The sequence below is a fragment of the Pseudomonas sp. HC1(2025) genome, from assembly GCF_058742075.1.
This window is the reverse complement of sequence record NZ_CP196017.1, coordinates 3939280-3965734: the sequence shown is the minus strand read 5'-3', so window position 1 is coordinate 3965734 and position 26455 is coordinate 3939280. Positions and strand designations below refer to the sequence as shown.

Here is a 26455-nt window from a genome sequence, read left to right as displayed (position 1 = left end):
GGGACAGGGGCTCCTCGGTGGTTCTGCTGGAACCAGATCAACTGTGGGAGCTGGCTTGCCTGCGATAACGGTGTATCAGCCGATGCAAGTGCTGAATGTCATACCGCTATCGCAGGCAAGCCAGCTCCCACCCTGGTCGTATTCCAGGGCTTATTGCATGTTGATGATGACTTCTTCCTGCCACTTCTGCGGCAAGCCCTTGGAGGTCTTCTCCCAGGCATCGGCGTCTTTGATCGGGGTCACGCCTTTGTACTGTTCGTTAGGCAGCAGCTTGGCCTGTACTTCGGCGGGTAGGGTCAGGTGCTCGGCACGAATCGGCCGTGCATTGCCCTTGGCCAGGTTGATCTGCCCGGCATCGCTGAAGATGTACTCGCGGGTCAGCTTGGCGGCGTTGGGGTGCTTGGCGTATTTGTTGATGATGGTGGTGTAGCCGGAAATCACCGAGCCATCCGATGGGATCAGCACCACGTAGTCATCCGGGTTGGCCATCTTGGCCTTGTAGCTCAGGCCGTTGAAGTCCCAGACCACGCCCACTTCCACTTCGCCTTTTTCCATGGTGGCAATGGTCGGGTTGGCCAGGGAGATACGCCCCTGCTTGGCGATCTCGGCGAACATCAGCAACGCCGGCTGGATGTTCCTCTCGTCGCCACCATTGGCCAGGGCTGCCGCCAGCACGCCGTTGGCGGCCTGGGCGGCGGTGCTCACGTCACCAATCGAGACCTTGTACTTGCCGGTTTTCAGGTCAGACCACTTGGTCGGGACTTCGGAGCCGTGCAGCAGCTTTTTGTTGACGATAAACGCGATGGTGCCGGTGTAGGCCAGTGCCCAGTTGCCATCCTTGTCCTTGGCCCAATCCGGGATCTGCTCCCAGGTGCTGGGCTTGTAGGGTTGGGTCACGCCCTGCTTGACCGCAATCGGCCCGAAGGCGGCGCCCACGTCACCGATATCGGCGCTGGCGTTGTCTTTTTCTGCGGCGAACTTGGCGATTTCCTGGGCCGAGCTCATGTCGGTGTCGATGTGCTTGAGGCCGTACTTGGCCGCCAGGTCTTCCCAGGTGCCTCTCCAGTTGGCCCAGTCATCGGGCATGCCGACGCTGTTCACAGCGCCTTCTGCCTTGGCGGCAGCTTCCAGGGTTTTCAAATCGGTGTCAGCGGCCATGGCGGCGGTGCACATGGCAATGGTCGAGCCTAACAGTGATGCCAGGAAAAGCTGTTTCATCCGAAGCTCCTTTGGGCGTTTTCAACGCTGCGATTTTTTGATGGCGCGGTTGGTTTGGTCTAGGTCAGCAATACACGAGCCAATTTAGGCGCGCTGGATGACAGTTTCATGTCGATGTCGTTTTCAAGGCACCTGGGCAGGCGCCTGCCGGGTAAGCGTAGACCAAGGCCTGGCCCCCGTAATACCTGGACTTGGCCGGCGTATTGCAGGGTGTGTGAGGCAGCGGCGCAAGGCGCTGTCATCTGTCGGTCATGTGTGATGCCTAGGCTTGCACGCTATAGCCGCCGCCCATTCCAGGGGCATTTGGCGCACCCAAACAGTGCTGGCCTAGTCCAGATAGGTAACGTTGATGCGTGATGAGGCAACCAAAGCGGTGACAGCCATCGGCCTGGCGCTGCAAGAGCAGATCAGCCACGGTTTACTCAGCCCGGCGAGCAAACTGCCGGCCGAGCGCAAACTCAGTGAGTTGTTTGGTACCACCCGCATTACCGTGCGCGAAGCCTTGCTGAAACTGGAGGCCCAGGGTCAGATCTACCGCGAGGAACGCCGTGGCTGGTTCGTCTCGCCGCCCCGGCTGGCCTACAACCTGATGCAGCGCAGCCACTTCCACGCCATGGTCAGCGCCCAGGGGCGGGAGCCTTCTACCGAAGTTATTTCCGCGCGCCTGCAACCGGCTTCGGCCGCCGTTTGCGCATGGCTACAACTGCCGGCGCTGTCCAGTGTGATCCAGATCTGCCGGCGGCGGCGTATCGATGGGCGGTTGGTGTTGTATGTCGAGCACTACCTCAACCCCCAGTATTTTCCAGGGATCCTGGCGTGTGACCTGAACGAGTCGATGACCGAGTTGTACGCCCGCAAATACGACCTGCATTACGGGCGCGTACGCTTCGAAATTGTGCCGACCTCATTGCAGGTGGAAGCGGCAGCGGCCCTGAAGGTCTCGGCAGGCAGCCCCGGGCTGCGGATCGCCCGGGTCAATTACGATCAGCATCAGCGCCTGATCGATTGCGACCTGGAGTTCTGGCGCCATGATGCGATTCACGTCGGGGTCGATGTGACCTGAGCGTCCTGCGGCCCACTCGCCGCCGTCACCACCTGCACACTCAAGCGCGGCATCGCCAGGTCCATTCCGGCCTCATCCAGGTGGCGCTTGAGCGACAGGTTGAACGCCCGTGACACTTCCCACTGTTTGATCGGCGCAGTCTTGAAGCGCGCGCGCAGGATGGCGTTGCCAGATTCGAAGCTCTCCACACCCTGGAACTCCAGGGGCGACCAGATATTGCGGCGTTGCAGCGGGTCGGCGCGCATCTTTTGACCGACGTCGCGCATCAGCTTGATCGCGGTGTCGATGTCCATGCTGGCGGGCACCGCGACGCGGAAAATCGCATAGCCGAATTCCCGCGAGTAGTTCTTGATGCTCTTGATCTCGCTGAACGGGATGGTGTGCACGATGCCGTCGATATCGCGCAGGCGCACGGTGCGGATGGTCAGGCCTTCGACGGTACCGAGGTGGCCGCCGACGTCCACGTAGTCATCGATGGCCAGGGAGTCTTCGATGATGATGAACAGGCCGGTGATCAAGTCCGCCACCAGCGACTGCGCGCCAAAACCGATAGCCAGGCCGATCACACCGGCACCGGCCAGCAGCGGCGTGACGTTCATGCCCATGTTCGCCAGGGCGACGATGGCGGCGATGATAAAGATCGTCACGAACAGCACGTTGCGGATCAACGGCATCATGGTTTGCGCCCGCGCATTGGCCAGGCCTTTGCGCGAGCGGGTGAGGGCGTGGTGGATCGCGGTATCGCTAAGGATCCAGATCAGCCAGGCGAACAGCAGGGTGCCCGCGAGGCCGAACAGCTTGACGCTGATTTCATGCCCGTCGCCTTCGGTAAAGCGGATCAGCGACCAGCCCCAGACCCGCAGGCCCAGTTCGATGAACACCAGCCACACCACCAGGTGGGCGAGGGTATAGACGAAGCTTTTCAGGCGTTCGGAATACAGCGCATGGCGCTTGTGCCCGCGTTGGGGCTTGAGGGCATGGCGGCGTACCAGGCCGTTGATCACCATGCACAGCACCAGCAACACCGTGCACAGCAGTGACTGGCGCAAGGCGGTACTGGTATCGCCGGCCGACACGAAGGTGGCAAACAGCGAGATACCCACGAGCAGCAGCGCAGGCAGGTACCAGAAGGTGCCGATGATCTCGATGGTGTCGCTCAACGCGCGGCGGGTCAGGCGCCGGGACAGCGGCTGGTTGCGGATCAGATGTGCGATGGGCCGGCGAAAGCGCAGGATAAACACGCCGGTAGACAGCGCAGCCAGCACATTGGCGATGGTCGCGGCGCTGTGCGCCAGGTGGGTGCCCAGGGCTTCGGTCAGGCGCGGATCGCTCAAGGCCTCGCCGAAGGCGGCGAAGCTGCCGATCAGCCACAGCGGCCGAAATGCCTGGTGGCGCAGGATATATAGCGCCCGATGGCGGTGGGGGCCGTCGAGCACGGAAAAGGCAATGACGCAGATCGCCGAAAAGCACGTGCCGACCACCAGCGCGTACGCCAGCACCATCGCCAGGGACTTGCCCAGGGACGAGGGCAGGGCGTAACTGAGGTAGACGGTGATCACCAGGGCGATCAGCCAGGGCCCAAGTTTGCGCAGGGCAAAACGCAGCATGTCCCAGGTCTTGGGGTGTTGCGGCAATTCTTCACTGAGGCCAAAGCGCAGGCGCACCCGGTGGCTGAGCCAGATCAGCGCGGCGGCCAACAGGCTCCAGAGCATCAGCACTACGGCAAAGCCAAAGATGATCGGCAGCCATTCGCTGGCGGGCAGCATCAGTGCGCCCAGCTCGGTCTTGGCCTGGTCGAACTCGATGGACCAGCGGTTGAGCGGGCTGTCGGCGCCGGACAGTTGTTGTTCGAGGCTGGCCAGGGTGCCACCGATCAAGCCCAGCACCCCTTGCTCGGCCGCCGGCTGGGCTTTTTTCGTGGCTTCGCGCAGTTTTTTCAGGTCGGCCAGCAGCTTGGCGCGCTGCTGGTCGTTTTCCAGGTTCTTGATCACCTCGTCCAGGGACTGCCCCAGCGGTACGTCGGCTTGTGGCTGGGTTTTGCTGGTGCTGCCCAGGATGCCTGGCAGGCCGACCGCCTGGACAGGGGCGATGGGCAACAGGATCAGCAGGCAAAGGAGCAGGCAGTGTGGCAGGGCAAACAGACGGGCAAGCACGAGGCGGTCAACCTTGGAAACGACAGATCGACCGAGTGTACGAGGGCGCTATGCCCAATGCGAGTGCATTTGTTATTCGGCCAGTTTCGCGAGGATCCGGTAGACGATGGTGCCGAGGATCAGCAGCATGCCGACCCACATGCCAAACACACCAAGGTTCTTGTCGCGGAAGTTGAAGCCAACGGCCAGCAGGATCATGCCCGTGAGGATGGGGATAAGCATGGCGTGGAAGGCGGACATCGGGATCATGGTGGGGACGGCCTTGTCGTTGAGGGATGATGGTCAGTCTAGGCTGGATTGGCGCGGGGTGCCTTGATGTGTGTCAGATAGCGCCGCAGTGCGCTGGGAATCGCCATCGCGGGCAAGCCCTAATGCCGTTCAGTTAAGCGCAGATCCCCGGTGGGAGCGGGCTTGCTCGCGAAAGCGGTGGGTCAGTCAACATCAATGTTTGCTGGGCGGACGTCTTCGCGAGCAAGCCCGCTCCCACATTTGATCTTCGCTGCTTTGAGAACTGATCGGCATTAGGGCAAGCGCCGCCCTGCTCAGGGCAGGTCGCGGCTCGCATAAAACGCACTCAGCACCTTCACCAGATGCGCCAAATCGTGGCTGCCGCACAGTTCACGAATCGAATGCATGGCGAATGTCGGCAGGCCGATATCTACGGTGCGCACGCCCAGGTGGCTGGCGGTGATCGGGCCGATGGTCGAGCCACAGCCCATGTCACTGCGCACCACGAAGCTCTGTACCGGCACTTCTTCGGCCATGCACAGGTGGCGGAAGAATCCGGCGGTTTCGCTGTTGGTGGCGTAGCGCTGGTTGCTGTTGACCTTGATCACCGGGCCGGCATTGAGTTTCGGGCCATGGTTGGCGTCGTGCTTGTCGGCGTAGTTGGGGTGGATGCCGTGGGCATTGTCGGCAGACACCAGCAGCGACTTCTGAATGGCCCGTACGAACTCGTCACCTTCAGGCAGCAGACGACGCAGGGTCTGCTCCAGCATCGGCCCGTCGGCACCACAGGCCGAACAGGAGCCGACTTCTTCGTGGTCGGTACACACCAGCACGCAGGTTTCGTCGGTTTCACTGGTGAGCAGGGCTTGCAGGCCGGCGTAGCAAGACAGCAGGTTGTCCAGGCGGGCGCCGGCGATAAAGTCGCCATGCAGGCCAATCACCGCTGCGCCTTGGGTGTCGTAGAAACTCAGCTCGTAGTCGAGCACCACATCAGCGTTCAACCCATGTTCGCGGGCCAGTTGGTCGGTGAGTACGGCGCGGAAGTCCACGCGCTCATCGCCGGCAAACTGCGCGAGAATCGGCGGCAGCTCGGTCTGGGCATTGATCGCCCAGCCCTGATTGGCTTCACGGTTCAGGTGGATGGCCAGGTTGGGGATGATGGCAATCGGCAGCTTGAAATCGATCAACTGACTTTCGACCTTGCCGTCACGCCGGAACGTCACGCGGCCGGCCAGGGACAGGTCACGGTCGAACCACGGTGCCAGCAGTGCGCCGCCGTAGACTTCCACGCCCAGTTGCCAGAAGCCCTGGCGTTGCAGCTCAGGTTGCGGCTTGACCCGCAGGCACGGGCTGTCGGTATGGGCGCCGACCAGGCGGATGCCGTCGTGCAGGGGCGACTGGCGGCCCATCTTGAAGGCGATGATCGAGGAGTCGTTGCGGGTCACGTAGTAGCGACCGTTGGCCTCGGTGGTCCAGGTCTCGCGTTCGTCGAGGCGCTGGAAACCGGCGGCTTCCAGGCGTTGGGCCAGGGCCGCAGTGGCATGAAAGGGGGTGGGAGAGGCCTTGAGGAAGTCGATCAGGCCTTGGTTCAACGCTTCGCGCATAAGTAGCTCCAGACAGCAATGGCGCGAGTTTACCGTCCGATGTGATAAGTGCACAGAACAAATGTGGGAGCGGGCTTGCTCGCGAATGCGGTGTGTCAGTCGCGCAATAAGCTAACTGATCCACCCCATTCGCGAGCAAGCCCGCTCCCACATTTTAATTGCGTTTACCGATTAGAACGGCGCAGGGCACTCGAACCGCAGGCGCTCGCCGCTTTGCGGGTGGGTGAAGCTCAACATGCTCGCGTGCAGGCACAGCCGTGGCCAGGCGGCGAGGGCCTGTTCGTGGGCATACAGGCCATCACCGAGCAGCGGGTGGCCGATGGACAGCATATGCACCCGCAGTTGGTGCGAGCGCCCGGTAATCGGCGTCAGTTCCACCCGGCACCAATCCCCGCAACGCTCCAAGACTTTCCAGAAAGTCAGCGCATGCTTGCCGAACTCGTGGTCCACCACATGCCGCGGCTTGGTCGGTGGGTCATAGCGCAGCGGCAGGTCGATGCTGCCGCTGTCCAGTTCCGGCTGGCCCCAGCACAAGGCGGTGTAGGCCTTTTCGGTTTCGCGGTCGTGAAACTGGCGCGACAGTTCGCGGTGGCTGTCGGCATCCCTGGCCAGCAGGATGATCCCCGAGGTTTCCCAGTCCAGGCGATGAACGATACGCGCCTCTGGGTAACCGTTTTCCTGCAGGCGGGTGATCAGGCAGTCCTTGTTGTCGTCGGCGCGACCTGGCACCGACAGCAACAGGGTAGGCTTGTTCACCACCAGGACAGCGTCATCCTGGTGAAGGATATGGATATTGGACAACGGCATTAAACAGCCTCGTAACAAACGCCAACGGCGGCTCGGCCACCCGGTTCCCCAAAGGGGATCAAGGTGACGGAGCCGCCGTGGCGACCGCCTGTTCGATCAACGATCAGGCAGGGTGATATTGAGTTCCAGAATCGAGCAGCTGCCGTCGTTTTCCAGGGCGACATGCACGTCATCGTTGCCGATATTGACGTACTTGCGGATCACCTCCACCAGTTCCTTCTGCAAGGCTGGCAGGTAGTCCGGGGTGCTGCGTTGGCCGCGTTCGTGCGCCACGATGATCTGTAGACGCTCTTTCGCTACCGACGCCGTGCTAGGTTTTTTGGTTGAGCGAAAGAAGTCAAAAATACTCATTGTTCAATTGCCTCCAAACAGGCGTGCCAAGAATCCTTTCTTCTCGACAGCAAGGAACCGATGGGCAACTTCTTTGCCCAGCAAGCGATCGACTGCATCGCTATAGGCTTGGCCGGCATCACTTTGGTCATCAAGAATGACCGGTACGCCTTGGTTTGAAGCTTTCAGTACCGCTTGAGACTCAGGAATCACCCCCAGCAAGCGAATGGCGAGGATTTCCTCGACGTCCTCAACGCCAAGCATTTCGCCGCTCTGGACGCGCTCGGGGTTGTAGCGGGTCAGGAGCAGGTGTTCCTTGATTGCGTCTTCGCCTTTTTCGGCGCGGCGAGACTTGCTCGACAGCAGGCCGATCATGCGGTCGGAGTCGCGTACCGACGACACCTCGGGGTTGGTCACCACAATCGCTTCATCGGCGAAGTGCATGGCCAGTTGGGCGCCTTTCTCGATACCTGCTGGAGAGTCGCAGATAACAAACTCAAATTGCTCTTTGAGGTCCATCAGGACTTTTTCAACGCCTTCCAGGGTCAAGGCGTCCTTGTCCCGGGTTTGGCTAGCGGCGAGAACATAAAGGTTCTCCAGGCGCTTGTCCTTGATCAGTGCTTGTTGCAGGGTTGCTTCGCCGTTGACCACGTTGACGAAGTCGTACACCACGCGGCGTTCGCAGCCCATGATCAGGTCGAGGTTACGCAAACCGACGTCGAAGTCGACGATGACTGTCTTGTGGCCGCGCAGAGCGAGGCCGGTACCGATAGCGGCGCTGGTGGTGGTCTTACCCACACCACCCTTGCCGGATGTAACCACGAGAATCTTGGCCAAGGTGTTTCACCCCTAAGGAAAAAGGACCTCTCAGTCCCTGAAAAACATCTCTTGAAACTCGCTGCAGGCGGACAGCCTTCGTAGGAAAAAGATGTGCTTCCCGTAGGGGAAACGCCAACTTTCAATTATTCCTACGCAAGTCTTGCCGGTTTCGCTGTGCTATCAGAGTCCAGAGATGCTTGGAAAATGCGGCAGTATCCGTTAAAGACGGATGATGTTCAACACATCGCCCGACAGGCTGACTTGTACCCCGGCCCCCCACAGCGGATCACGGCGCAAATCTTCCGAAACCTTGTACTGGCCGGCGATGGATACCAGCTCAGCGCTCAATTGTTGGCAGAAAATCCTTGCCTTGGTATCGCCCTTGACCCCAGCCAGTGCCCGACCGCGCATGGGGCCGTATACATGGATGTTGCCATCGGCGAGAAGTTCCGCGCCGGGACTGACCGGGGCGACCACTACCAAGTCGCCGCCCTGGGCGTAAATCTGCTGCCCGCCGCGTACGGGGGAGGTGATGATCCTTGTAGGCTTGATCGTCGGCTCTGGCGGTTTTTCCGGTTTTTTCTTCACTTCGCCTTCCACCGGGTCGAGCACACGCTCGCGGGCGCCGGACGGTGGCAGTACTGGCAGTTCAATGGCGATGGCTGCCGCAATGTCTTCGATACGGCTGGCGCGAATGGCCAGGGTGCGCAGGCCATGCTGGCGGCAAACACGCATCAGCCCGGGCAGGTCAACCGCGCCCTGGCCGGCCGGCAATTTGTCCAGGGCCAGCACCAGCGGCGCGTTGTTGAAGAAATTCGGGGCCAGGGCAACCTTGGCAGCGAGCTGGCGGTCCAGGGCATCAAGGTCGTTACGGGCCAGTTCCAGCACAGTAATGGCGAGCATGCTGCCTTTGAGCTGGAAGACGGGATCTTGGTCTAGCGATTCGGTTTGGCTCATGGTCGGCAAAGCGGCTTGTCACGAAAAGTGTCGAGACTTATAACGAGAACAACCGCTAGCCGCAAGCCGGGTCGAACCGTTGTAGAATGCGCGGCCCTGTCTTTACCGGAATCTGTAATGGATCGCCCGCGTTTTCGAGCTGTATTTTTTCACCCGCGTTTCTGGCTCCTGTGGCTGGGGCTCGGCCTGCTATGGCTAATCACTCAGTTGCCATACCGGGTGCTGCTGGGAATTGGTCGTGTGCTGGGTGCGTTTATGTACCGGGTGGCCGGTGAGCGCCGGCGCATTGCTGCGCGAAACCTGGAACTGTGCTTCCCGCATCTGTCTGCCCAGGAGCGTAAACATTTGCTCAAGGAAAACTTTGCCTCCACTGGCATCGCCTTCTTTGAGATGGCCATGAGCTGGTGGTGGTCCAAACAGCGCCTGGCACGCCTGGCCCACGTCGAAGGGCTGGAGCACCTCAAGCAGGCGCAACTGGAAGGCAAGGGCGTGATCCTCATGGCCCTGCATTTCACCACCCTGGAGATCGGCGCGGCCTTGCTGGGCCAAAAGCACACCATCGATGGCATGTACCGTGAGCACGGCAACCCGTTGTTCGACTTTATCCAGCGCCGGGGCCGCGAGCGCCACAACCTTGATTCCCTGGCGGTCGAGCGCGAAGACGTGCGCGGCATGCTCAAGCTGCTGCGCGCCGGCCGGGCGATCTGGTACGCGCCGGACCAGGACTATGGCGCCAAGCAGAGCATTTTCGTGCCGTTGTTCGGCATCCAGGCCGCTACCGTTACCGCCACCAGCAAGTTCGCGCGCCTGGGCAAGGCGTTGGTGGTGCCATTTACCCAGCAGCGCCTGGCCGATGGCAGCGGCTACCGCATGGTGATTCATCCGCCGTTGCGCGACTTCCCCGGCGAATCCGACGAAGTCGATTGCCTGCGCATCAACCAATGGGTGGAAACCGCGGTACGCGAGTGCCCCGAGCAATACCTGTGGGCCCATCGCCGCTTCAAGAGCCGGCCACCGGGCGAACCCAAGTTGTACGAAAAACGCCGCTGAACAAACGGATTTCCCCGCAGCCCATGGAGTTATGCAATGCGCCCAACTGGACCGGTCACAGGCTTGATTCTTTCCGGCGGTGGGGCGCGTGCGGCGTATCAGGTGGGGGTACTGGCGGCGATTGCCGAATTGTTGCCGCCGGGGGCTGCCAATCCTTTTCCGGTGATTGTCGGCACCTCGGCCGGGGCGATCAATGCGGTGAGCCTGGCCAGTGGCGCCATGGATTTTGGCGCCTCCATCGCCCGCCTTACGGCGTTCTGGCAGGGCTTTCGCAGCCACTTGGTGTTGCGCAGCGATTGGCCGGGGGTGATTCACCAGGCCACTCGCTTCCTGGCCCGCAGCCTGCTGGGGCTGGGGGCACCGGTGCCGGTGGCGCTGCTCGACAGTTCGCCTTTGCGCGAATTGCTGCAAGAGAAGCTGCACTTCGAAGGCATCAACGAGGCCATCCGCAACAAACACCTGCATGCCGTCGCGGTAACGGCGTTTGGCTATGAGTCGGGGCAAGCGGTGACGTTCTATCAGGGCGGCGGCACCATCGACGCCTGGCTGCGCCACCGGCGCATTGGCCTGCCCACGCAGTTGACCGTGGAGCACCTGCTGGCCAGCTCGGCGATCCCGTTGCTGTTCGCACCGGTCAAACTCGACCAGGAATATTTTGGCGATGGCGCCGTCCGGCAATCGGCACCCATCAGCCCGGCGTTGCACCTGGGGGCCAGCCGGGTGCTGGTGGTGGGGGTCAGTGGCAACCCGCGCTCCATCGACCCTTCGGCGCCGCAGCAACGCACCTATACCGGCCAGGAGCCGACCCTGGCGCAGATCGGTGGGCATATGCTCAACAGCACGTTCATTGACAGCCTTGAGAGTGATATCGAGTTGCTGGAGCGCCTCAACCAGTTCGCCCATCTGCAACCGGCCGACAGCGCCGCGCGCGGGCTTTCGCCGGTCGAAGTGTTGGTGATTGCACCGAGCCAGCCCATCGACGAGATCGCCGCCCGCCATCGCCAGGAGCTGCCGGCGGCACTGCGTTTGTTTTTGCGTGGGCCAGGGGCGACCAAGACCAGCGGGGCGGGGGTGCTCAGCTATCTGTTGTTCGAGGCGGGGTATTGCAGCGAGTTGATCGAGTTGGGGCGGCGGGATGCGTTGGCCAAGCGCGAGGAGTTGCAACGGTTCCTGGGCCTGACCCCGAACTGAATCTGGGAGCGGGCTTGCCCGCGATGGCGGTGATTGAGCCGATAATTAGGCTGGCTGACACTTCGCTATCGCGGGCAAGCCCGCTCCCACAGGGGGGGCGTGTTGGGCCTTAGAAGTGGTACTTGACCAACAGGCTGGCCGTATCCTGGTTGGTCTCGAACGCGCCGCTGTCCTGGATCCCGTACTTGTTCTTCCAGTAGTCGTATTCAAAACCGACATACAACTGCTTGGCGCCCCAGTTCATGGCCTTGCCCAAGTCATATTTGACCTGCGGGTTGAAGTGCAAGTTGGCGTGATAAGTGCCACGGGCGTTTTTGTCGTTATCCACCACCCAGTCCATGAAGCCGTCGATCAGCACGTCGGAGTTGCCCACGGGAATGGTGTACGACCATACCGGCGTGATCTGCCATACACCGTCACCGGGGCGATTGCCTTCGGTCTGGCGCTGGTAGAAGTTCAACTGGAAGTAGTCGAAGCCCGGGATGTTCAGGTCGAATGCCGGGCCTACCAGGTAGGACTCGTTGTCGCCTTCGCCGAACTCGTAGGTGAACGCCAGTAATACATCTTTGATCGGTCCGAAGGACAAGTCTTTATCGAAGATCTTGCCAAACGACAGCCGTGGGCTGAACTCGCCGTAGTAAGTATTAGGGCCGACATTGCCGTCTTCCTTGCCGTTGTAAAAGATACGGTCGAGGAAGAAGAAGTTGTCGCCGTACTTCCACGCATCGGCATGTTCAAAGGTGACGGTTTGCTGGATCTCTGGGTTGACTTTGAAGTTCTTGCCCCACAGGTAAGTCAGGCTGTTGTTCTGCCACTGCAGCAGGTCACCCGCCATTGCCTGGCCCCCGGCCAGCAGGGATCCGGCCAACATCAGGCTGTTCACGGTACGTTTCATTCGGTTGCTCCCGAGCTAAAGTTTTATGGTTTTTCTTCTACGCAGGCGCTCTGGTGTGGCGCCTTTTGGTTCGCTGCAAAAATCGTCTGTTCGGTCAGCTTTAATGCTTTTAGCAAGAGCTGCGCCAAAGTGTTTGAAAAGCCAAAAAATCCCCGTCGGCTACATGGTATGCAGTCGGGTTCAGAGGACTTTTGCGCACTTTGGCAGCAGACATAAGGCCGGGATAAGTTGGCCTTTAAGTCAGCTTTTACATTCGCTGTTTTTTTTTGAGTCGATTCGAGCGGGCGCGGAGAATACTGGCTCCAGAGCCTGTGCTCAAGTGCGCTGTAAAAGAGCGCAGGGGGCGAGAATGGGGCACAGCGTGTGGCCGGCCCCAAGTCTGTGGTGTGCATGTTGATATTCCCTGTTCGAGTAACGAAGGAATCAATGCGTATGGGCGACTGCGGGGCGTTCCGAGCCGCCCAGAATGTTGAACAACACATTCAGCGACAACGCACTAAGCGTGGCCATGGCGATGCCGCTATGGGTAATCGGGCTCATCCACAGGGGCAGCTGGGCGAAGAACTCCGGGCGTACCACCGGGATCAGGCCCATGCCGATGCTGACCGCCACCAGCAACTGGTTACGACGATCGGCAATGTCGGCTTCCTGCAGGATCTTGATCCCGGTCGCTGCCACCATGCCGAACATCGCGATGGCCGCGCCGCCCAGCACCGCAGGAGGAATCGAGGCCACCAGAAACGCCGCCTTGGGCAGCAAGCTCAGGACAATCAAAAAGGCCCCGGCCATGATCGTCACCGAACGGCAGCGCACACCGGTCATTTGCACCAGGCCGATGTTCTGGGCGAACGAGGAGTGGGTGAAGGTATTGAAGAACCCGGCAAAGAACGACGCGCCGGCATCGCACAGCAGGCCGCGACGCAGCATCTTCGGGGTGACTTCCTGGCCGGTGATCTTGCCCAGCGCGAGGAACATGCCGGTGGACTCGACAAAGATAATCACCACCACCAGGCACATCGACAGGATTGGCGCCAATTCGAACGTGGGCATGCCGAAGTGCAAAGGCGTGACCACTTGCAGCCACGGCGCCTGTTCCAGGCCGCCGAGGTCGACCATGCCGAGCAATCCACACAAGGCGTAGCCCAGGGCCATGCCGATCAATACCGAGATATTGACCCAGAAGCCGCGCATGAACCGGTTGATCAGCAAGATGGTGGCGAGTACCAGGCCGGCGATGGCCAGGTAGATCGGCGAGCCGAACTGCACGGCAGTGGCGCCGCCGCCTGCCCAGTTCACGGCTACTGGAAACAACGAAAGACCGATGGCCGTGATCACGGTACCGGTCACCAACGGTGGGAAGAAGCGCACCACCTTGGACATGAAGGGCGCGATGAGCATGCCAAAGAACCCTGCGGCGATGGTCGCGCCGAAGATCCCTTGCAGGCCGATACCCGGCATGCCCGCCATGGCGACCATGCTGCCGACGGCGGCAAAACTGGCGCCCATCATCACCGGCATGCGGATGCCCAGCGGGCCGATGCCAAAGGACTGGACCATGGTGGCGATCCCCGCCACCAGCAGGTCGGCGTTGATCAGAAAGGCGATTTCTTCACGGCTCAAGCCTGCGGCTTGCCCGATGATCAGAGGCACGGCCACGGCGCCGCCGTACATCAGTAGTACATGTTGCAGGCCTACCAGGATCAGTTGCAAAAGGGGCAGCCGCACCATGGCGGGTACGGCAGGAATCTGCGGTTCTAACTGGGACATGCAACACCTCGGATCTTTTTTATTTTTGTGTTGTTTGGCAGTCAATTGCCAGGTGAAACCCAATCTTCAAAACACTGCACATTGCAAATGTGGGAGCTGGCTTGCCTGCGATAGCGGTGGTTCATTCACCCCTTCCGGTGCGTGATACACCGCTATCGCAGGCAAGCCAGCTCCTACAGTTTGATCTGCGCTAATCAGTTAATTGGTACGGGCTCCTTGATTGATCCAACTACCAATCAACTCCCGCTCCTGCTGGGTCATCTGGGTGATGTTGCCCAGCGGCATGATCTGGCTGGCAACCGCCTGCGCCTGGATGCGCGCCGCCTGCTGCTGGATCTGCGCCGGGGTATCGAACATCACCCCGGCCGGCGCGGCACTGAACAGCGGGCTGGTGGGCTTGGCCGAATGGCATACGGTGCAACGTTGTTCAATCACGCTGTGGACCTTGCCGAAATCCGTCGAGGCCTGGGCCGGCGCCGCTTCTGCCGCCGGTGCTGGCGCGGCGGGGGCTGCTGGCTTGAGGCCGCCACCCAGCGCCGTTTCCGGCAATGGCTGGTACTCGATGGCCGCTGGCGCCTTGGCCACGTCCGGTGCGGTAGCCACGGGTTTTGGACCTGTGACATAGGCCAGGCAGATCATCGCCAGGGCGCCGACCGGCAGGGTCCACGCGTATTTCTGGCTGTCGTGACGGGTGTTGAAGTAGTGCCGCACCAACACCGCCGCCACCGCGATCCCGGCCAGGATCAACCAGTTGTACTGGCTGCCGTAGGTGCTGGGGAAGTGGTTGCTGATCATGATGAACAGCACGGGCAGGGTGAAGTAGTTGTTGTGTCGTGAACGCAGCAGGCCCTTGGCCGGCAGTGCCGGGTCTGGCGTGCGGTTTTCTGCAATTGCTGCCACCAGCGCGCGCTGGGCCGGCATGATGATGCGGAACACGTTACCGACCATGATGGTGCCGATGATCGCCCCCACATGCAGGTACGCACCGCGCCCGCTGAACACCTTGCTGAAGCCGTAGGCCGCGCCGATCAGCAGGACGAACAGGATAAAACCGAGCAGGGCAGGGCGTTTGCCCAGGGCCGAGTCGCAGAGAAAGGAGTAGATGAACCAGCCAGCGAACAGTGAGCCAATGCCCAGCAACACGCCTTCGGTGCCGCTCAGGCTGCTGCCGGGAGCCAGCAGGTAGAGCGTCGGGTTGAGATAGAACACCACGCAGAGCAGCGCGACGCCTGACATCCAGGTGAAATAGGCTTCCCATTTGAACCAGTGCAGGTTGTCCGGCATGGTCGGCGGGGCCAGTTTGTATTTTTCCAGGTGGTAGATGCCGCCACCGTGGATCGCCCATAAATCGCCAGCCAGGCCGTTTTTGGGGTTGACGCGGTTGAGGTTGTTTTCCAGCCATACAAAATAGAAAGACGCACCGATCCAGGCCACGCCAGTGATCATATGAACCCAGCGCACGCTAAGGTTCAGCCATTCCAACAGATGTGCTTCCACAGTCTTTACCTCTCGCCCGTCACCCTTGTTGTCGGGTGATCGGACCTTCTCTTATTGGTGGGGGGCGAGGATCAACCGCTCATCCTCTTTGAAAAAATGCTCATCGCAGTTATTGCCTGTGCCACTGCGATCAACCACCAGGAAGTCATCCCGCTTTTCGATCGTCAGCACCGGGTGGTGCCAGACGCCGCGATGGTAATTAATGCCCTGCCTGCCGTTGGTGACGAAGGCGCGGACCAAGCCTGATACAGGTGCATCGCCAACGGGCGCGACCACGATCAGAAAGGGGTTGCCGAGCAGCGGGATAAAGGCCTGGCTGCCCAGCGGGTGTCTCTCCAGCATGCACACGGTCAGCGGCATGTCCTGCGCGTCGGCGCGGAAGATGCTGATGATGGCGTGGTCTTCTGGCGTGGCGGTTTCTACCGTCGCCAGTTTATGAAAGCGCATGGTCGAGCCGTTGTTGATCATGAAGTGATCGCTGCCGTCGGTTTCGATAACGTCTCCGAAGGGGGCGAAGGCTTCTTTGGTCAAGGGTTCGATCATCAGTGTGCGCATGGCTGTCTTCTTATCCGAGTTCTGTGTTGTCTGGTCTATTGCTATCGCGGGCGAGCCCGCTCCCACAGGGGAATGCATTGCAAATGTGGGAGCGGGTTTGCCCGCGATTGGGTTCACCGCTTACTTAGCGACCTTGCCGAACACCCGCAGGCGGCTCACACCACCATCCGGGAATACGTTGAGGCGGATGTGGGTGATCGGGCCCAGTGCCTTGATCTGCTCGGCAAAGGTGTGTTCGGCGTGCATTTCCAGCTTCTGTGCTGGCAGCAATTCACGCCAGAACAGCGACTGGGTCTCGATCTGGCTGTCGGTACCGCCCTTGACGAACGCGCCCTGGATCGAGCAGGTGTCCGGGTAGTTGCCTTTGAAGTGCAGGGTGTCGACCACCACTTTGTCGATCTCGCCGGCATGCCCCAGCGCGACGATCACCCAATCGTTGCCTGGCGTGCGACGACGGGCGGTTTCCCAGCCATCGCCCATGTTGATGCCACGGCCCGGGTTGAGGATGTTGCCCATGCGTCCGAAGTGCTCGTCGGAACAGGCCAGCGCACGCCCGCCATTGAGGGAGGAGGCCAGGTCCACTTGTTCGTTGTCGCCCACGGCCGACCAGTCGCGGAACGGAATGCCGTACACGCGCAGACGGGCCACGCCACCATCCGGGTAGATGTTGAAGCGCAGGTGGCTGAACGCCTGGTCGTTATTGATCTCGTGGAAGTGATGGCTATTGCCCTGCAACTCAACGGCAGACAGCACTTCAACCCACTGAGTGTTGGCATCGGGTTCGCCCGCAGCCAAGAAGCAGCCTTCCAGGGACGCCGATGGCGGGAAGTTGCCGGTGAAGAATGAAGTGTCGATGTCCACGCCCTTGATCGAGCCCGGTACGCCCAGGCGGATCACCGCGCTGTCGAAGCCTTCGAAGCGCTTGCGGCGTGACTCCCAGCCGTCCATCCACTTGCCGTTATCATCGAAAACGCCCTCCTTCCATACGGCCGGGGTCGGCTGGAACAGTCGGTTGGCGTCGGCGAACCAGTCATCGGTCACTGAGATGATCTTGGTGCCCAGGCGGGCGTCGGCCAGGTTGACGAACTTTTCGAAAGGTACGGCGTAAGCTTTCATTCTTCTTGTCTGCCTTAGATAGAGTGGCTTGGGATGCTTGCCAGGCCCTGGGCGTTGATCGATTCGCTCGGGCCGGGTTTGCTAAAGGGTCAGTAATCGGAACAACGCGATCTTGTTGATCTCTGCCAGCGCGCACTTGAACTCGGTGTCGACCGGGTGGTGGATGCGCGTTTCAAACGCTTTGAGGATCTGATGCCGGTTGCTGCCTTTTACCGCCATGATGAAGGGAAACTTGAACTTGGCCTTGTAGGCATCGTTCAGCTCGGTGAAGCGTGAGAACTCTTCGGCCGTGCATTGGTGAATCCCCGCGCCAGCTTGCTCATCGGTGCTGGCTTGGGTGAGTTGGCCCTGGACGGCCGCACGGCCTGCCAGGTCCGGGTGAGCGTTGATCAGGGCCAGTTGGCTTGGATGATCAGCACTCAACAGGATGTCGCTCATGCGCTGGTGCAGGGTTTCGATCTGGTCGATCGAGGCATCCTGGCCCAGGTCGAAGGCCTTTTCGGCCACCCATGGCGAATGTTCGTAGATGTCGGCGAAGGCTGCGACGAATTCGTCGCGGCTCAGGGTCGATGGTTTCAAGGTCTGGAAAGCAGTCATTTGGCGGCTCCCTGGAAAGGGTGGACGTCGTGCCAGTGGCGGGCAATGTCGACACGGCGGGCGAACCACACCTGGTCATGACCCTTGGCGTATTCGATAAAGCGCTTGAGGGCAGCCAGGCGCGCCGGGCGGCCGATCAAGCGGCAATGCAGGCCGATGGAGAGCATCTTCGGCGCCTCGGCCCCTTCGGCATACAACACGTCGAACGCGTCTTTGAGGTACTGGAAAAAGTCGTCGCCCTTGTTGAAACCCTGGACCTGGGTGAAGCGCATGTCGTTGGTGTCCAGGGTGTAGGGGATCACCAGGTGCGGCTTGCCGGTCGGGTTGTTCGGTTCCCAGTAGGGCAGGTCGTCGTCATAGGTGTCGCAGTCGTAGAGGAAGCCACCTTCCTCCATTACCAGCCGCCGCGTATTGGGGCCGGTGCGCCCGGTGTACCAGCCCAGTGGGCGCTCGCCGGTCAGCTCGGTGAGGATGCGGATGGCTTCGAGCATATGCTCGCGCTCCTGGGCCTCGTCCATGTATTGGTAGTCGATCCAGCGGTAGCCGTGGCTGCAGATCTCGTGGCCGGCGGCGACCATCGCACGGATCACGTCGGGGTGGCGCTGGGCGGCCATGGCCACGGCGAAGATGGTCAGCGGAATGTCGAATTCCTTGAACAGCTTGAGGATGCGCCACACGCCCGCACGGCTGCCGTATTCGTACAGCGACTCCATGCTCATGTTGCGTGCGCCTTGCAGCGGCTGGGCCGAGACCATTTCCGAGAGGAAGGCTTCCGACTCTTTGTCGCCGTGCAGGATATTGCGCTCACCGCCTTCTTCGTAATTGAGTACGAACGACAGGGCGATACGCGCCTTGCCTGGCCAGTGTGGATGCACAGGGTTACTGCCGTAACCGATCAGGTCGCGTGGGTAGTCAGCGCTCACTGCAGTCTTCCTTCTTGTTCGTGATCGATGGTGTGGCGGCTGTTGCGTCACAGCGATGGGCTGATTGTATACAACTTAATGGGCACTTTGTAAGCCTGTATTTCTGCATTTTTTCCAGACGGTCGCACCGGCCTATCCTTGCAAGAAACTTGCCCGACTGGTCAACTAAAATATGCGAACTCACCTGTAGGATGCGTCTTACCAGCGATTGCATTCTTGCTGCTGCCCTATCTGCGGCTGATATACCGTCATCGTCGGCAAGCCGGCTCCGGCAGGGGGAGAGGGTGGTTGTTGAATTTATTGTGTACAATTTTTTTGGAAAGTGTCTTAATCAGCCATCGCCGGCTTTTTCAGTGCCCCACAAAGGTGCGGCCTCTTATTAATCGATGACACGGGAGCTCCGATCCATGGGACGACTGACCACACACGTACTGGACGCCGCGCACGGCTGCCCAGGCAGCGCCATCAAGGTTGAACTGTACCGCGTCGAAGGCGCGCAGCTGGAACTGGTTGCCAGCACCTTGACCAACAGCGATGGCCGTTGCGACGCGCCGCTGCTGCAAGGTGATGACTACCGCAGTGGCGTCTATCAGCTGCAATTCAGCGCCGGGGATTACTACCGCGCCCGTGGCGTGCAATTGCCCCAGCCTGCGTTCCTGGATGTGGTGGTGCTGCGTTTTGGCATCAGCGCCGAACAGGATCACTACCACGTGCCTTTGCTGATTTCGCCCTACAGCTATTCCACCTATCGCGGTAGCTGAGTCGTCACCTGGCTTCACACCCCCAAATGCTCTTCGTTGGTTTCGCCCGCTCACACTGCGGGCTTTTTTTTGCCCGCAAAAAGGCGGGTCATGAGCCAATGCCAGCGAACAAGAGGAGCCATTGTGGGAGCTCGACAGCTCCCACAGGGTTGTGTGTTAGCCCTTGAGCAGCGACGCTGCCCCGGCGCTGCCAAACAGCCCGGCACTGAAGCGATTGAACCAGCTCTGGCCCTTACCGGTGCGCAGGTAGCGCGCGGCACCATGGGCACCCAGGCCATAGGCCAGCTTGCACAGCAGGTCCAGCACGGTCCAGGTGGCGATCATGATCAGCAGTTGTGGCAGGAACGGCTGCTGGCTGCTGAGAAACTGCGGCAGGAAGGCCGCAAAAAACAGAATGTCCTTGGGATTGCTGGCGCCCAGCACAAACGCCCGGCCAAACAGTGCACGAAAACGTGGCACGGGCGCTGCCTCCGGCACCACGGCGCCCTGGGACGGCAGGCGCGATTGCTGCCAGCTCTGCCAGGCAAGGTAGAACAGGTACAGCGCACCGACGATCTTCAGCGCGCTGAACAACTGCTCCGACGCCAGCAACAGTGCGCCCAGGCCCAGGGCCGAGGCGCTCAACAGGCAGATCGAGGCAAACACCCCGCCCAGAAACGCCGGATACGAACGGCGCAGGCCGTAGTTCAGGCTGTTGCTGATCATCAGCAGCGACAGCGGCCCCGGAATCAGGATCACGATCAAAGCAGCGCCGCTGAACAGCAGCCAGGTTTCCACGCTCATTACATTCCTCCATACATGCAAAAGCCCCACCCGCAGGTGAGGCGGTTTTCGCCAGCTTGCGCGTTACAGGAACACAAACTTGGCGATAAAAATCGCGCACAGCACCCACAGGCTGATAGAAATCTGCTGGTACTTGCCCGTGCCGGCCTTGAGCGCCACGTAGGTGATAAAGCCCAGGGCGATGCCGTCGGCAACCGAGAAGGTCAGAGGCATCATGATTGCCGTGACAATCGCCGGAATGCTGTCGGTGGCGTCGTCCCACTCGATATGGGCCATGCCGCTCATCATCAGCATCGCCACATAAATCAACGCACCGGCCGTGGCATACGCAGGAATCATGCCCGCCAGCGGGGCGAAAAACATCGCCGCCACAAACAGCACGCCCACGGTCACGGCCGTCAACCCGGTGCGCCCTCCGGCCGCCACGCCGGCGGCGCTTTCCACATAACTGGTGACGGGGGGCACACCGACCACTGCGCCAAACACACTGGAGGCACTGTCGGCTTTCAAGGCCCGGGAGAGGTTTTCGATCTTGCCGTCGGCATTCACCAGGCCTGCGCGCTGGGCGACGCCCATCAGGGTGCCGGCGGTGTCGAACATGTGCACAAACAGGAAGGCGAACACCACGCTGATCATGCTGACGTTGAACACACCCATCACGTCCATCGCCATCCAGGTCGGCGCCAGGCTCGGCGGGGCGGCAACGATGCCCTGGTAATGCACCAGGCCCAGGCCCCAGCCGGCCAGGGTGACGGCGATGATGCTGATCAGGATGGCGCCGAACACCCGGTGATAGCTGAGGATCGCAATCAGCAGGAAGCACACGGCCGCCAACAGCGGGGCCGGTTCATGCAGGGAGCCGAGCTTGATCAGGGTTGCGGGGCTGGCAACGATGATGCCGGCGGTTTTCAGGCCGATCACCCCCAGGAACAGGCCTACCCCCGCGCCCATGGCGTGGCGCAGGCTCACCGGGATGCTATTGAGCAGCCATTCGCGGATGCGCGACAGCGTCAGGATCATGAACAGCACGCCCGAAATAAATACCGCACCCAGCGCGGTCTCCCAGGTGTAGCCCATGGTGCCGACCACGGTGTAGGTAAAGAACGCATTCAAACCCATGCCCGGCGCCAGGCCTACAGGCCAGTTGGCGTACAGGCCCATCAACAGGCAGCCGAGGGCTGCGGCGATGCAGGTCGCGACAAAGGCGGCGCCGTGGTCGATGCCGGCGTCGGCCATGATGTTGGGGTTGACGAAGATGATGTAGGCCATGGTGATGAATGTGGTGAGGCCGGCGATCAATTCGGTCTTCACTGTGGTGCCATGCAAGCTGAGTTTGAACAGGCGCTCCAGCCAGCCCTGTTTGGTGGTTGAACGGTCGGGCGGACTGAGGTCCAGGGTCGGGGCGTCGGATTTATGGCTTTCCACAGCAAGTACTCCTCAAGAGTTTTATTGTTATTTCCAGCGCCGGACACATGAGTGGGCAGCGGCGCTTTGAGGTACCAGCGGGCTTTGTTGACCAGTAGGTCAGGAACTCGCACGAAGCGAATTATGCTTTTGTATACAAAGAAAGCAAATAATGTTTGCGATTATGTGTGCAAAAAAGATGAAAGGCCAATTTCAGGGCAGGGTCAGGGCCTTGTTCACCGCCAGCCAGCCATTCACGGCGTCCTCGCCGGCCTCGGCAAAGGCGCGCTGCAGCAGCTTGACTTGCTCACGACGCAGGGCGTGTTCGAAGCGCTGGCCTTCTTCGGTCAAGTGCAGCAGGCGCTTACGTTTGTCGGTGGTCGAGGCCGTGCTGTCGACCAGGTGCATTTCCTGCAATTGGCGCAGCGGCATATTCAGCGCTTGCTTGCTTACCCCCAGCAACTCCAACAGTTGCTTGACGCTCAAGGCGGGGTAGCGGGCGATAAAAAACACGATGCGCTGATGCACCCGGCTCAAGCCCCGGCGTTCGAGCATTTCGTCGGCCTTGGCGGTAAAGGCCTGGTAGCCGAAGAAGAACGCTTCCATGGCGGCTTGCTGCGAGGTCTGGTTTTTAAGGTCAAGCATATTGACGTATCTACCTGGGGCGTCGTAATTTCGGTCAACCAGTTTGACGTATTTTCCCCAGCCTTTGCTACCGGTGACCCTATGGCTTTCTCTGAACGTGTTTCGCGCCTTAAAAGCTCCTTGATCCGTGAGATCCTCGCGGCGGCCCAACGCCCGCAGGTGATGTCATTTGCCGGTGGCCTGCCAGCCGAAGCCATGCTGCCGGCGCTGGATTGGCAAGGCATGCCGCCTGCCATGGGCCAGTACGGCATGAGCGAAGGCGAGCCGCAATTGCGCGAATTGCTGGCGGCCGAGGCGCGGGCGCTGGGGGTGGCCTGTGATGCCAGCCAGGTCCTGGTGGTCAGCGGTTCGCAGCAAACCCTGGACCTGGCGGCCAAGCTGTATATCGACCGAGGCACGCAGATCCTTCTGGAAGGCCCGACCTACCTGGCCGCCTTGCAGATCTTCCAACTGTTCGGTGCCGACTGCCTGAGCGTGGAACTGGAAGCCGACGGCCCGAACCTGGCGGCGCTGCGCAGCAGCCTGGAACGTCATCGCCCGGCGTTCATCTACCTGATCCCGACCTTCCAGAACCCCTCGGCCGTGCGCTATAGCCAAGCCAAGCGCGATGCGGTGGCGGCGCTGCTCGATGAGTTCGGCGTGACCCTGATCGAAGACGAGCCCTATCGCGAGCTGACCTTCGACGGTGGCAGCGCGCGGCCGATTGTCAGCCAGTTGCGCAAGGCCAGTTGGATCTACACCGGCACCGTATCCAAAACCCTGCTCCCGGGATTGCGGGTCGGCTATCTGATCGCCAGCCCCGACCTGTTCCCCCCTCTGCTCAAGCTCAAGCAGTCGGCGGACTTGCACACCAACCGCGTTGGCCAGTGGCAGGCCATGCAGTGGATCGGCACCGAGCGCTACCAGCAGCACCTGGGGCAACTGCGCAGTTTTTATCGTGAGCGCCGCGATGGGTTCCAACTGGCGCTGACCCGGCATTTCCAGGACTTGGCCGACTGGCAAGTGCCCCAGGGTGGATTATTCTTCTGGCTGACCTTGAAACAGCCCCTGGATACCCGCACCTTGTTGGCACAAGCGCTGGACCAGGACGTGGCGTTCATGCCCGGTGAACCGTTCTTTGCCGAGCCGGACCAGCACCACGGGCACCTGCGGCTCAATTTCAGCCACATCGACCCGGCGCGCCTGGACGAAGGTCTCAAGCGTCTCGCGGCGGTGATCCGTCAAGCACAGCGCGCGCAAGCGGCATAAGGGGAGCTTCATGTACAAGGTTTATGGCGATTACCGCTCGGGCAACTGCTACAAGGTCAAGTTGATGCTCAACCTGCTCGGCATCGCGTATGAGTGGGTGGATGTCGATATCTTGAACGGCGACACACAGACCGCCGAGTTCCTGGCGAAGAACCCCAACGGCAAGATCCCGGTCCTGGAGCTCGAAGACGGCACCTGCCTGTGGGAATCCAACGCGATCCTCAACTTCCTCGCCGACGGCAGCGAATTCCTGCCCAGCGAACCGCGCCTGCGTACCCAAGTGTTGCAGTGGCAGTTTTTCGAGCAGTACAGCCACGAGCCGTACATCGCGGTGGCACGGTTTATCCAGTTTTACCTGGGGCTGCCGGAAGATCGGCTGGAGGAATACAAGACCACCCACAAAGGCGGCTACAAGGCCCTGCGGGTCATGGAGAAACAGCTGCAAGCCACGCCATACCTGGTGGGCGACCAGTATTCGATCGCCGATATTGCGCTATATGCCTACACCCACGTGGCCCATGAGGGTGGTTTTGACCTGAGCCCTTATCCGGCCGTACAAGCCTGGCTTGCCCGCGTGGCCAGCCATCCGCGGCATGTGCCGATGCTCGACTGATAGGCGCGATTCCACTGTGGGAGCTGGCTTGCCTGCGATGGCGGCGTGTCAGTTGATGGATAGTTGACTGACACGCCGCCATCGCAGGCAAGCCAGCTCCCACAAGGGGTGATGCCTGCCTGTCAGATCGCGGCGAAGCGCTTGTCCAGGTAATCGATGATCACCTTGGATTCATACATCCAGGTGGTCTGGCCGTTTTCTTCGATACGCAGGCACGGCACCTTGATCTTGCCGCCTTGGGTAAGCAGCGTCTGGCGGTCTTGCTCGTTGTTCTTCGCATCCTTGAGCGCCACCGGCACATTGAGGCGGTGCAGGGTGCGGCGGGTCTTCACGCAGAACGGGCAGGCATGGAATTGATACAGGGTCAGGCCCTTGGCCGCTTCATTGACCTGCGCCTGTTGCTCGGCGGGGCGCTGTTTTTTCCGCGGGCGGGTAAGGAAGTCGCCCGCGATGATGACGTGGCCGAGGCCCACTCGAAGTGCTTTGACGAACATGGCTGAAACCTCTTGCCCATGACAGAAGGGGCCGCAGCTTACCTGATTTCTACAGGCGAAAAAAAACCGGCGATGAATGCCGGTTTTTTCTGACGCAGCCTGTTACTTGATCAGGCTGAGGAACTCGCTGCGGGTCGCCGCGTTTTCGCGGAACTCACCCAGCATCACCGAGGTGATCATCGACGAATTCTGCTTCTCCACACCGCGCATCATCATGCACATGTGCTTGGCCTCGATCACCACCGCAACGCCCAGGGCACCGGTCACCTGCTGGACCGCTTCGGCGATCTGGCGGCTGAGGTTTTCCTGGATCTGCAGGCGACGGGCATACATATCGACGATCCGCGCGACCTTCGACAGGCCCAGGACCTTGCCGCTGGGGATATAGGCGACATGGGCCTTGCCGATGAACGGCAGCAGGTGGTGTTCGCACAGCGAGTACAACTCGATGTCCTTGACCAGCACCATTTCACTGTTGTCGGAGCTGAACAGGGCACCGTTGGTGACCTCTTCCAGTGTCTGCTCATAGCCGCGGCAAAGGTACTGCATGGCCTTGGCGGCACGTTTTGGCGTGTCGAGCAGGCCCTCGCGGGAAACGTCCTCGCCGATTTGGCCGAGGATCGCTGTGTAATTCTGTTCCAGGGACATGAAACTACCTGTGGGATTTTCGCAAAGTGCAAGGGTACGGTGGCCGGCAGATCGCTGCAAGCTTGGGTTACTCGTCACGTCCTTCGAGCATCGTGCGCTTGAGCATCACATACACCGCCCCGGCACCGCCGTGGCGTGGTTGGCAGGAGGTGAAGCCGAGCACCTGGGGATGCTGGCGCAACCAGGTATTGACGTGGCTCTTGATCATCGGGCGCTTGCCGTCCAGGCGCACGGCTTTGCCGTGGGTCACGCGCACGCAGCGGATTTCGAATTTGGTGGCTTCGGCGAGGAAGGCCCACAGGGTTTCCCGGGCCTTTTCCACGGTCATGCCGTGCAGGTCGAGGCTGCCCTCGAAGGGGATCTGCCCGGCCTTGAGCTTGCGCACCTGGCTTTCCTGGACCCCATCGCGGGACCACATCAAATCGTCTTCGGGGCCTACGTCAATCACGAACTGGTCCGACAGACCGTCCACCGTGGTGGCGTCAGTGCGCACCGTGGCCGCCTGGCGCAGCTTGGCGATCTGCGCGCGGTCGGCCTTGGGTTTGCCGGTGTCGGCGCGGTCGTGCTTGATCGGCTTGACGCCGCGCAGCTCGTTCTTGAACAGGGAAAAATCGTCGTCTTGCATGTCAGCCTCCGCGAAGGGCGGGCAGTTTACCCAAATCGAGGCGGTTGATGCGGGACAAAACGCTATCAGTGTTCCCTCAATCGTGCTTTTTCATCAGGTGCGAAGCAATGTTCAGCGCCAGGGGCTGGCGCATACGGCGTCGGCAACGGCGCCACAACCAGACACCCAGCCACAGGATCAACAGCCCGCTGCCCAGCAGCACGGCGGCACCGCCCGGGCTGGCATTCAGTTCGCCCAGCGCGGGCGAGTGGCCCAACAGGCCGGCACCACCGGCCAACGCAAGCAGTAAGCCAAACAACGCGAGCAACGCGGCAAATGCCACGCCCAGGCGCAGACGCCAGTTGCTCGGGCCCTTGGGGCGCAAGCGACGAGCGTCAAAACCATCGGATATCTTCATTCCGACCTTTCCTCCAGGGTATCGGCCCTTCGACCGGAAGATAAACAACTTGTTCCGGGCTGGGAGG

General features: G+C 60.9%; 29 protein-coding genes. 6 read left to right on the top strand and 23 right to left on the bottom strand.

The window, feature by feature from the left end; translation table 11 throughout:
- Positions 1-150 precede the first annotated feature (150 nt).
- Positions 151-1218, bottom strand: coding sequence for an ABC transporter substrate-binding protein (locus ACSSVH_RS17455; RefSeq protein WP_169952845.1), 1068 nt, complete (start codon positions 1216-1218; stop codon positions 151-153).
- Between the two features lie 349 nt (positions 1219-1567).
- Between ACSSVH_RS17455 and ACSSVH_RS17450 the strand changes: the two genes are divergently transcribed.
- On the top strand, positions 1568-2281 hold the full coding sequence (locus ACSSVH_RS17450; RefSeq protein WP_492633544.1) for a UTRA domain-containing protein: 714 nt from the start codon (positions 1568-1570) through the stop codon (positions 2279-2281).
- On the opposite strand, the gene ACSSVH_RS17445 is transcribed toward ACSSVH_RS17450, so the two are convergent.
- The 7 genes from ACSSVH_RS17445 to minC all read right to left on the bottom strand — a co-directional run bounded on the left by ACSSVH_RS17445 (position 2257) and on the right by minC (position 9179).
- Complete coding sequence (locus tag ACSSVH_RS17445; RefSeq protein WP_492633543.1) at positions 2257-4434, bottom strand: mechanosensitive ion channel family protein; 2178 nt, start codon at positions 4432-4434, stop codon at positions 2257-2259. The genes ACSSVH_RS17450 and ACSSVH_RS17445 overlap by 25 nt on opposite strands.
- A 72-nt stretch (positions 4435-4506) precedes the next feature.
- Complete coding sequence (locus tag ACSSVH_RS17440) at positions 4507-4683, bottom strand: hypothetical protein (protein WP_166647837.1); 177 nt, start codon at positions 4681-4683, stop codon at positions 4507-4509.
- Between the two features lie 293 nt (positions 4684-4976).
- Complete coding sequence (locus ACSSVH_RS17435; protein WP_029300406.1) at positions 4977-6266, bottom strand: M18 family aminopeptidase; 1290 nt, start codon at positions 6264-6266, stop codon at positions 4977-4979.
- 171 nt (positions 6267-6437) lie between these two features.
- Complete coding sequence (locus tag ACSSVH_RS17430) at positions 6438-7073, bottom strand: RluA family pseudouridine synthase (RefSeq protein ID WP_169952839.1); 636 nt, start codon at positions 7071-7073, stop codon at positions 6438-6440.
- A 96-nt stretch (positions 7074-7169) separates the two neighbouring features.
- Positions 7170-7424, bottom strand: a complete 255-nt coding sequence (gene minE / locus ACSSVH_RS17425; RefSeq protein ID WP_169952837.1) for a cell division topological specificity factor MinE — start codon at positions 7422-7424, stop codon at positions 7170-7172.
- A 3-nt stretch (positions 7425-7427) separates the two neighbouring features.
- Positions 7428-8240, bottom strand: coding sequence for a septum site-determining protein MinD (gene minD, locus ACSSVH_RS17420; RefSeq protein WP_169952835.1), 813 nt, complete (start codon positions 8238-8240; stop codon positions 7428-7430).
- Between the two features lie 201 nt (positions 8241-8441).
- A complete protein-coding gene (minC, locus tag ACSSVH_RS17415) occupies positions 8442-9179 on the bottom strand; it encodes a septum site-determining protein MinC (RefSeq protein ID WP_038447253.1) in 738 nt (245 codons plus the stop codon).
- A gap of 117 nt (positions 9180-9296) precedes the next feature.
- Between minC and ACSSVH_RS17410 the strand changes: the two genes are divergently transcribed.
- Together ACSSVH_RS17410 and ACSSVH_RS17405 are read left to right on the top strand one after the other, a co-directional pair.
- A complete protein-coding gene (locus tag ACSSVH_RS17410) occupies positions 9297-10229 on the top strand; it encodes a lipid A biosynthesis lauroyl acyltransferase (RefSeq protein WP_169952832.1) in 933 nt (310 codons plus the stop codon).
- A gap of 36 nt (positions 10230-10265) precedes the next feature.
- Positions 10266-11420: a patatin-like phospholipase family protein gene (locus ACSSVH_RS17405; protein WP_492633542.1), complete on the top strand. Its 1155-nt coding sequence runs from the start codon at positions 10266-10268 to the stop codon at positions 11418-11420.
- Between the two features lie 109 nt (positions 11421-11529).
- Here the strand turns inward: ACSSVH_RS17405 and ACSSVH_RS17400 are convergent, their stop codons facing one another.
- The 8 genes from ACSSVH_RS17400 to puuE form a co-directional block, all read right to left on the bottom strand.
- Positions 11530-12315 (bottom strand): outer membrane protein OmpK, encoded by a 786-nt coding sequence (locus tag ACSSVH_RS17400; RefSeq protein ID WP_169952827.1) that lies wholly within the window; start codon positions 12313-12315, stop codon positions 11530-11532.
- Positions 12316-12338: 23 nt separating this feature from the next.
- Positions 12339-12707 (bottom strand): hypothetical protein, encoded by a 369-nt coding sequence (locus tag ACSSVH_RS17395; RefSeq protein ID WP_169952826.1) that lies wholly within the window; start codon positions 12705-12707, stop codon positions 12339-12341.
- 31 nt (positions 12708-12738) lie between these two features.
- Positions 12739-14082 carry a nucleobase:cation symporter-2 family protein gene (locus ACSSVH_RS17390; protein ID WP_169952825.1) on the bottom strand — a complete coding sequence of 448 codons (1344 nt, stop codon included), beginning with the start codon at positions 14080-14082 and terminating at the stop codon, positions 12739-12741.
- A 198-nt stretch (positions 14083-14280) separates the two neighbouring features.
- On the bottom strand, positions 14281-15579 hold the full coding sequence (locus tag ACSSVH_RS17385; protein WP_169952824.1) for a urate hydroxylase PuuD: 1299 nt from the start codon (positions 15577-15579) through the stop codon (positions 14281-14283).
- Positions 15580-15630: 51 nt separating this feature from the next.
- Positions 15631-16134: an ureidoglycolate lyase gene (locus ACSSVH_RS17380; RefSeq protein WP_099168728.1), complete on the bottom strand. Its 504-nt coding sequence runs from the start codon at positions 16132-16134 to the stop codon at positions 15631-15633.
- A gap of 120 nt (positions 16135-16254) precedes the next feature.
- Positions 16255-17250, bottom strand: a complete 996-nt coding sequence (gene alc, locus ACSSVH_RS17375; protein ID WP_170042683.1) for an allantoicase — start codon at positions 17248-17250, stop codon at positions 16255-16257.
- An 81-nt stretch (positions 17251-17331) separates the two neighbouring features.
- Positions 17332-17847: a 2-oxo-4-hydroxy-4-carboxy-5-ureidoimidazoline decarboxylase gene (gene uraD, locus ACSSVH_RS17370; protein ID WP_169952822.1), complete on the bottom strand. Its 516-nt coding sequence runs from the start codon at positions 17845-17847 to the stop codon at positions 17332-17334.
- Positions 17844-18770, bottom strand: coding sequence for an allantoinase PuuE (puuE, locus tag ACSSVH_RS17365; RefSeq protein ID WP_169952820.1), 927 nt, complete (start codon positions 18768-18770; stop codon positions 17844-17846). Before puuE ends, uraD begins: the two co-directional genes overlap by 4 nt.
- 407 nt (positions 18771-19177) lie before the next feature.
- On the opposite strand from puuE, the gene uraH reads away from it, so the two are divergent.
- The gene (uraH, locus tag ACSSVH_RS17360) at positions 19178-19531 is read left to right on the top strand and encodes a hydroxyisourate hydrolase (protein WP_057440709.1); all 354 of its coding nucleotides are present in this window, start codon (positions 19178-19180) and stop codon (positions 19529-19531) included.
- A 156-nt stretch (positions 19532-19687) separates the two neighbouring features.
- Here uraH and ACSSVH_RS17355 read toward each other — a convergent pair whose 3' ends face one another.
- The 3 genes from ACSSVH_RS17355 to ACSSVH_RS17345 form a co-directional block, all read right to left on the bottom strand.
- On the bottom strand, positions 19688-20314 hold the full coding sequence (locus tag ACSSVH_RS17355; RefSeq protein WP_169952818.1) for a LysE family translocator: 627 nt from the start codon (positions 20312-20314) through the stop codon (positions 19688-19690).
- Between the two features lie 63 nt (positions 20315-20377).
- Positions 20378-21709 (bottom strand): NCS2 family permease, encoded by a 1332-nt coding sequence (locus ACSSVH_RS17350; protein ID WP_187699240.1) that lies wholly within the window; start codon positions 21707-21709, stop codon positions 20378-20380.
- Positions 21710-21931: 222 nt separating this feature from the next.
- Positions 21932-22363, bottom strand: a complete 432-nt coding sequence (locus tag ACSSVH_RS17345; RefSeq protein WP_169952812.1) for a MarR family winged helix-turn-helix transcriptional regulator — start codon at positions 22361-22363, stop codon at positions 21932-21934.
- A gap of 81 nt (positions 22364-22444) precedes the next feature.
- Between ACSSVH_RS17345 and ACSSVH_RS17340 the strand changes: the two genes are divergently transcribed.
- Positions 22445-23611: an aminotransferase-like domain-containing protein gene (locus tag ACSSVH_RS17340; protein ID WP_169952810.1), complete on the top strand. Its 1167-nt coding sequence runs from the start codon at positions 22445-22447 to the stop codon at positions 23609-23611.
- A gap of 10 nt (positions 23612-23621) precedes the next feature.
- A complete protein-coding gene (locus tag ACSSVH_RS17335; RefSeq protein WP_492633541.1) occupies positions 23622-24224 on the top strand; it encodes a glutathione S-transferase family protein in 603 nt (200 codons plus the stop codon).
- Positions 24225-24346: 122 nt separating this feature from the next.
- On the opposite strand, the gene ACSSVH_RS17330 is transcribed toward ACSSVH_RS17335, so the two are convergent.
- The 4 genes from ACSSVH_RS17330 to ACSSVH_RS17315 form a co-directional block, all read right to left on the bottom strand.
- Positions 24347-24718, bottom strand: a complete 372-nt coding sequence (locus tag ACSSVH_RS17330) for a glutathione S-transferase N-terminal domain-containing protein (RefSeq protein WP_492633540.1) — start codon at positions 24716-24718, stop codon at positions 24347-24349.
- A 102-nt stretch (positions 24719-24820) separates the two neighbouring features.
- Entirely contained in the window at positions 24821-25366 is a 546-nt protein-coding gene (folE, locus tag ACSSVH_RS17325; protein WP_057440723.1) for a GTP cyclohydrolase I FolE, read from the bottom strand.
- Positions 25367-25433: 67 nt separating this feature from the next.
- Complete coding sequence (locus ACSSVH_RS17320) at positions 25434-25991, bottom strand: Smr/MutS family protein (protein WP_169952807.1); 558 nt, start codon at positions 25989-25991, stop codon at positions 25434-25436.
- Between the two features lie 76 nt (positions 25992-26067).
- Entirely contained in the window at positions 26068-26388 is a 321-nt protein-coding gene (locus tag ACSSVH_RS17315) for a hypothetical protein (protein ID WP_169952804.1), read from the bottom strand.
- Positions 26389-26455: the final 67 nt, after the last annotated feature.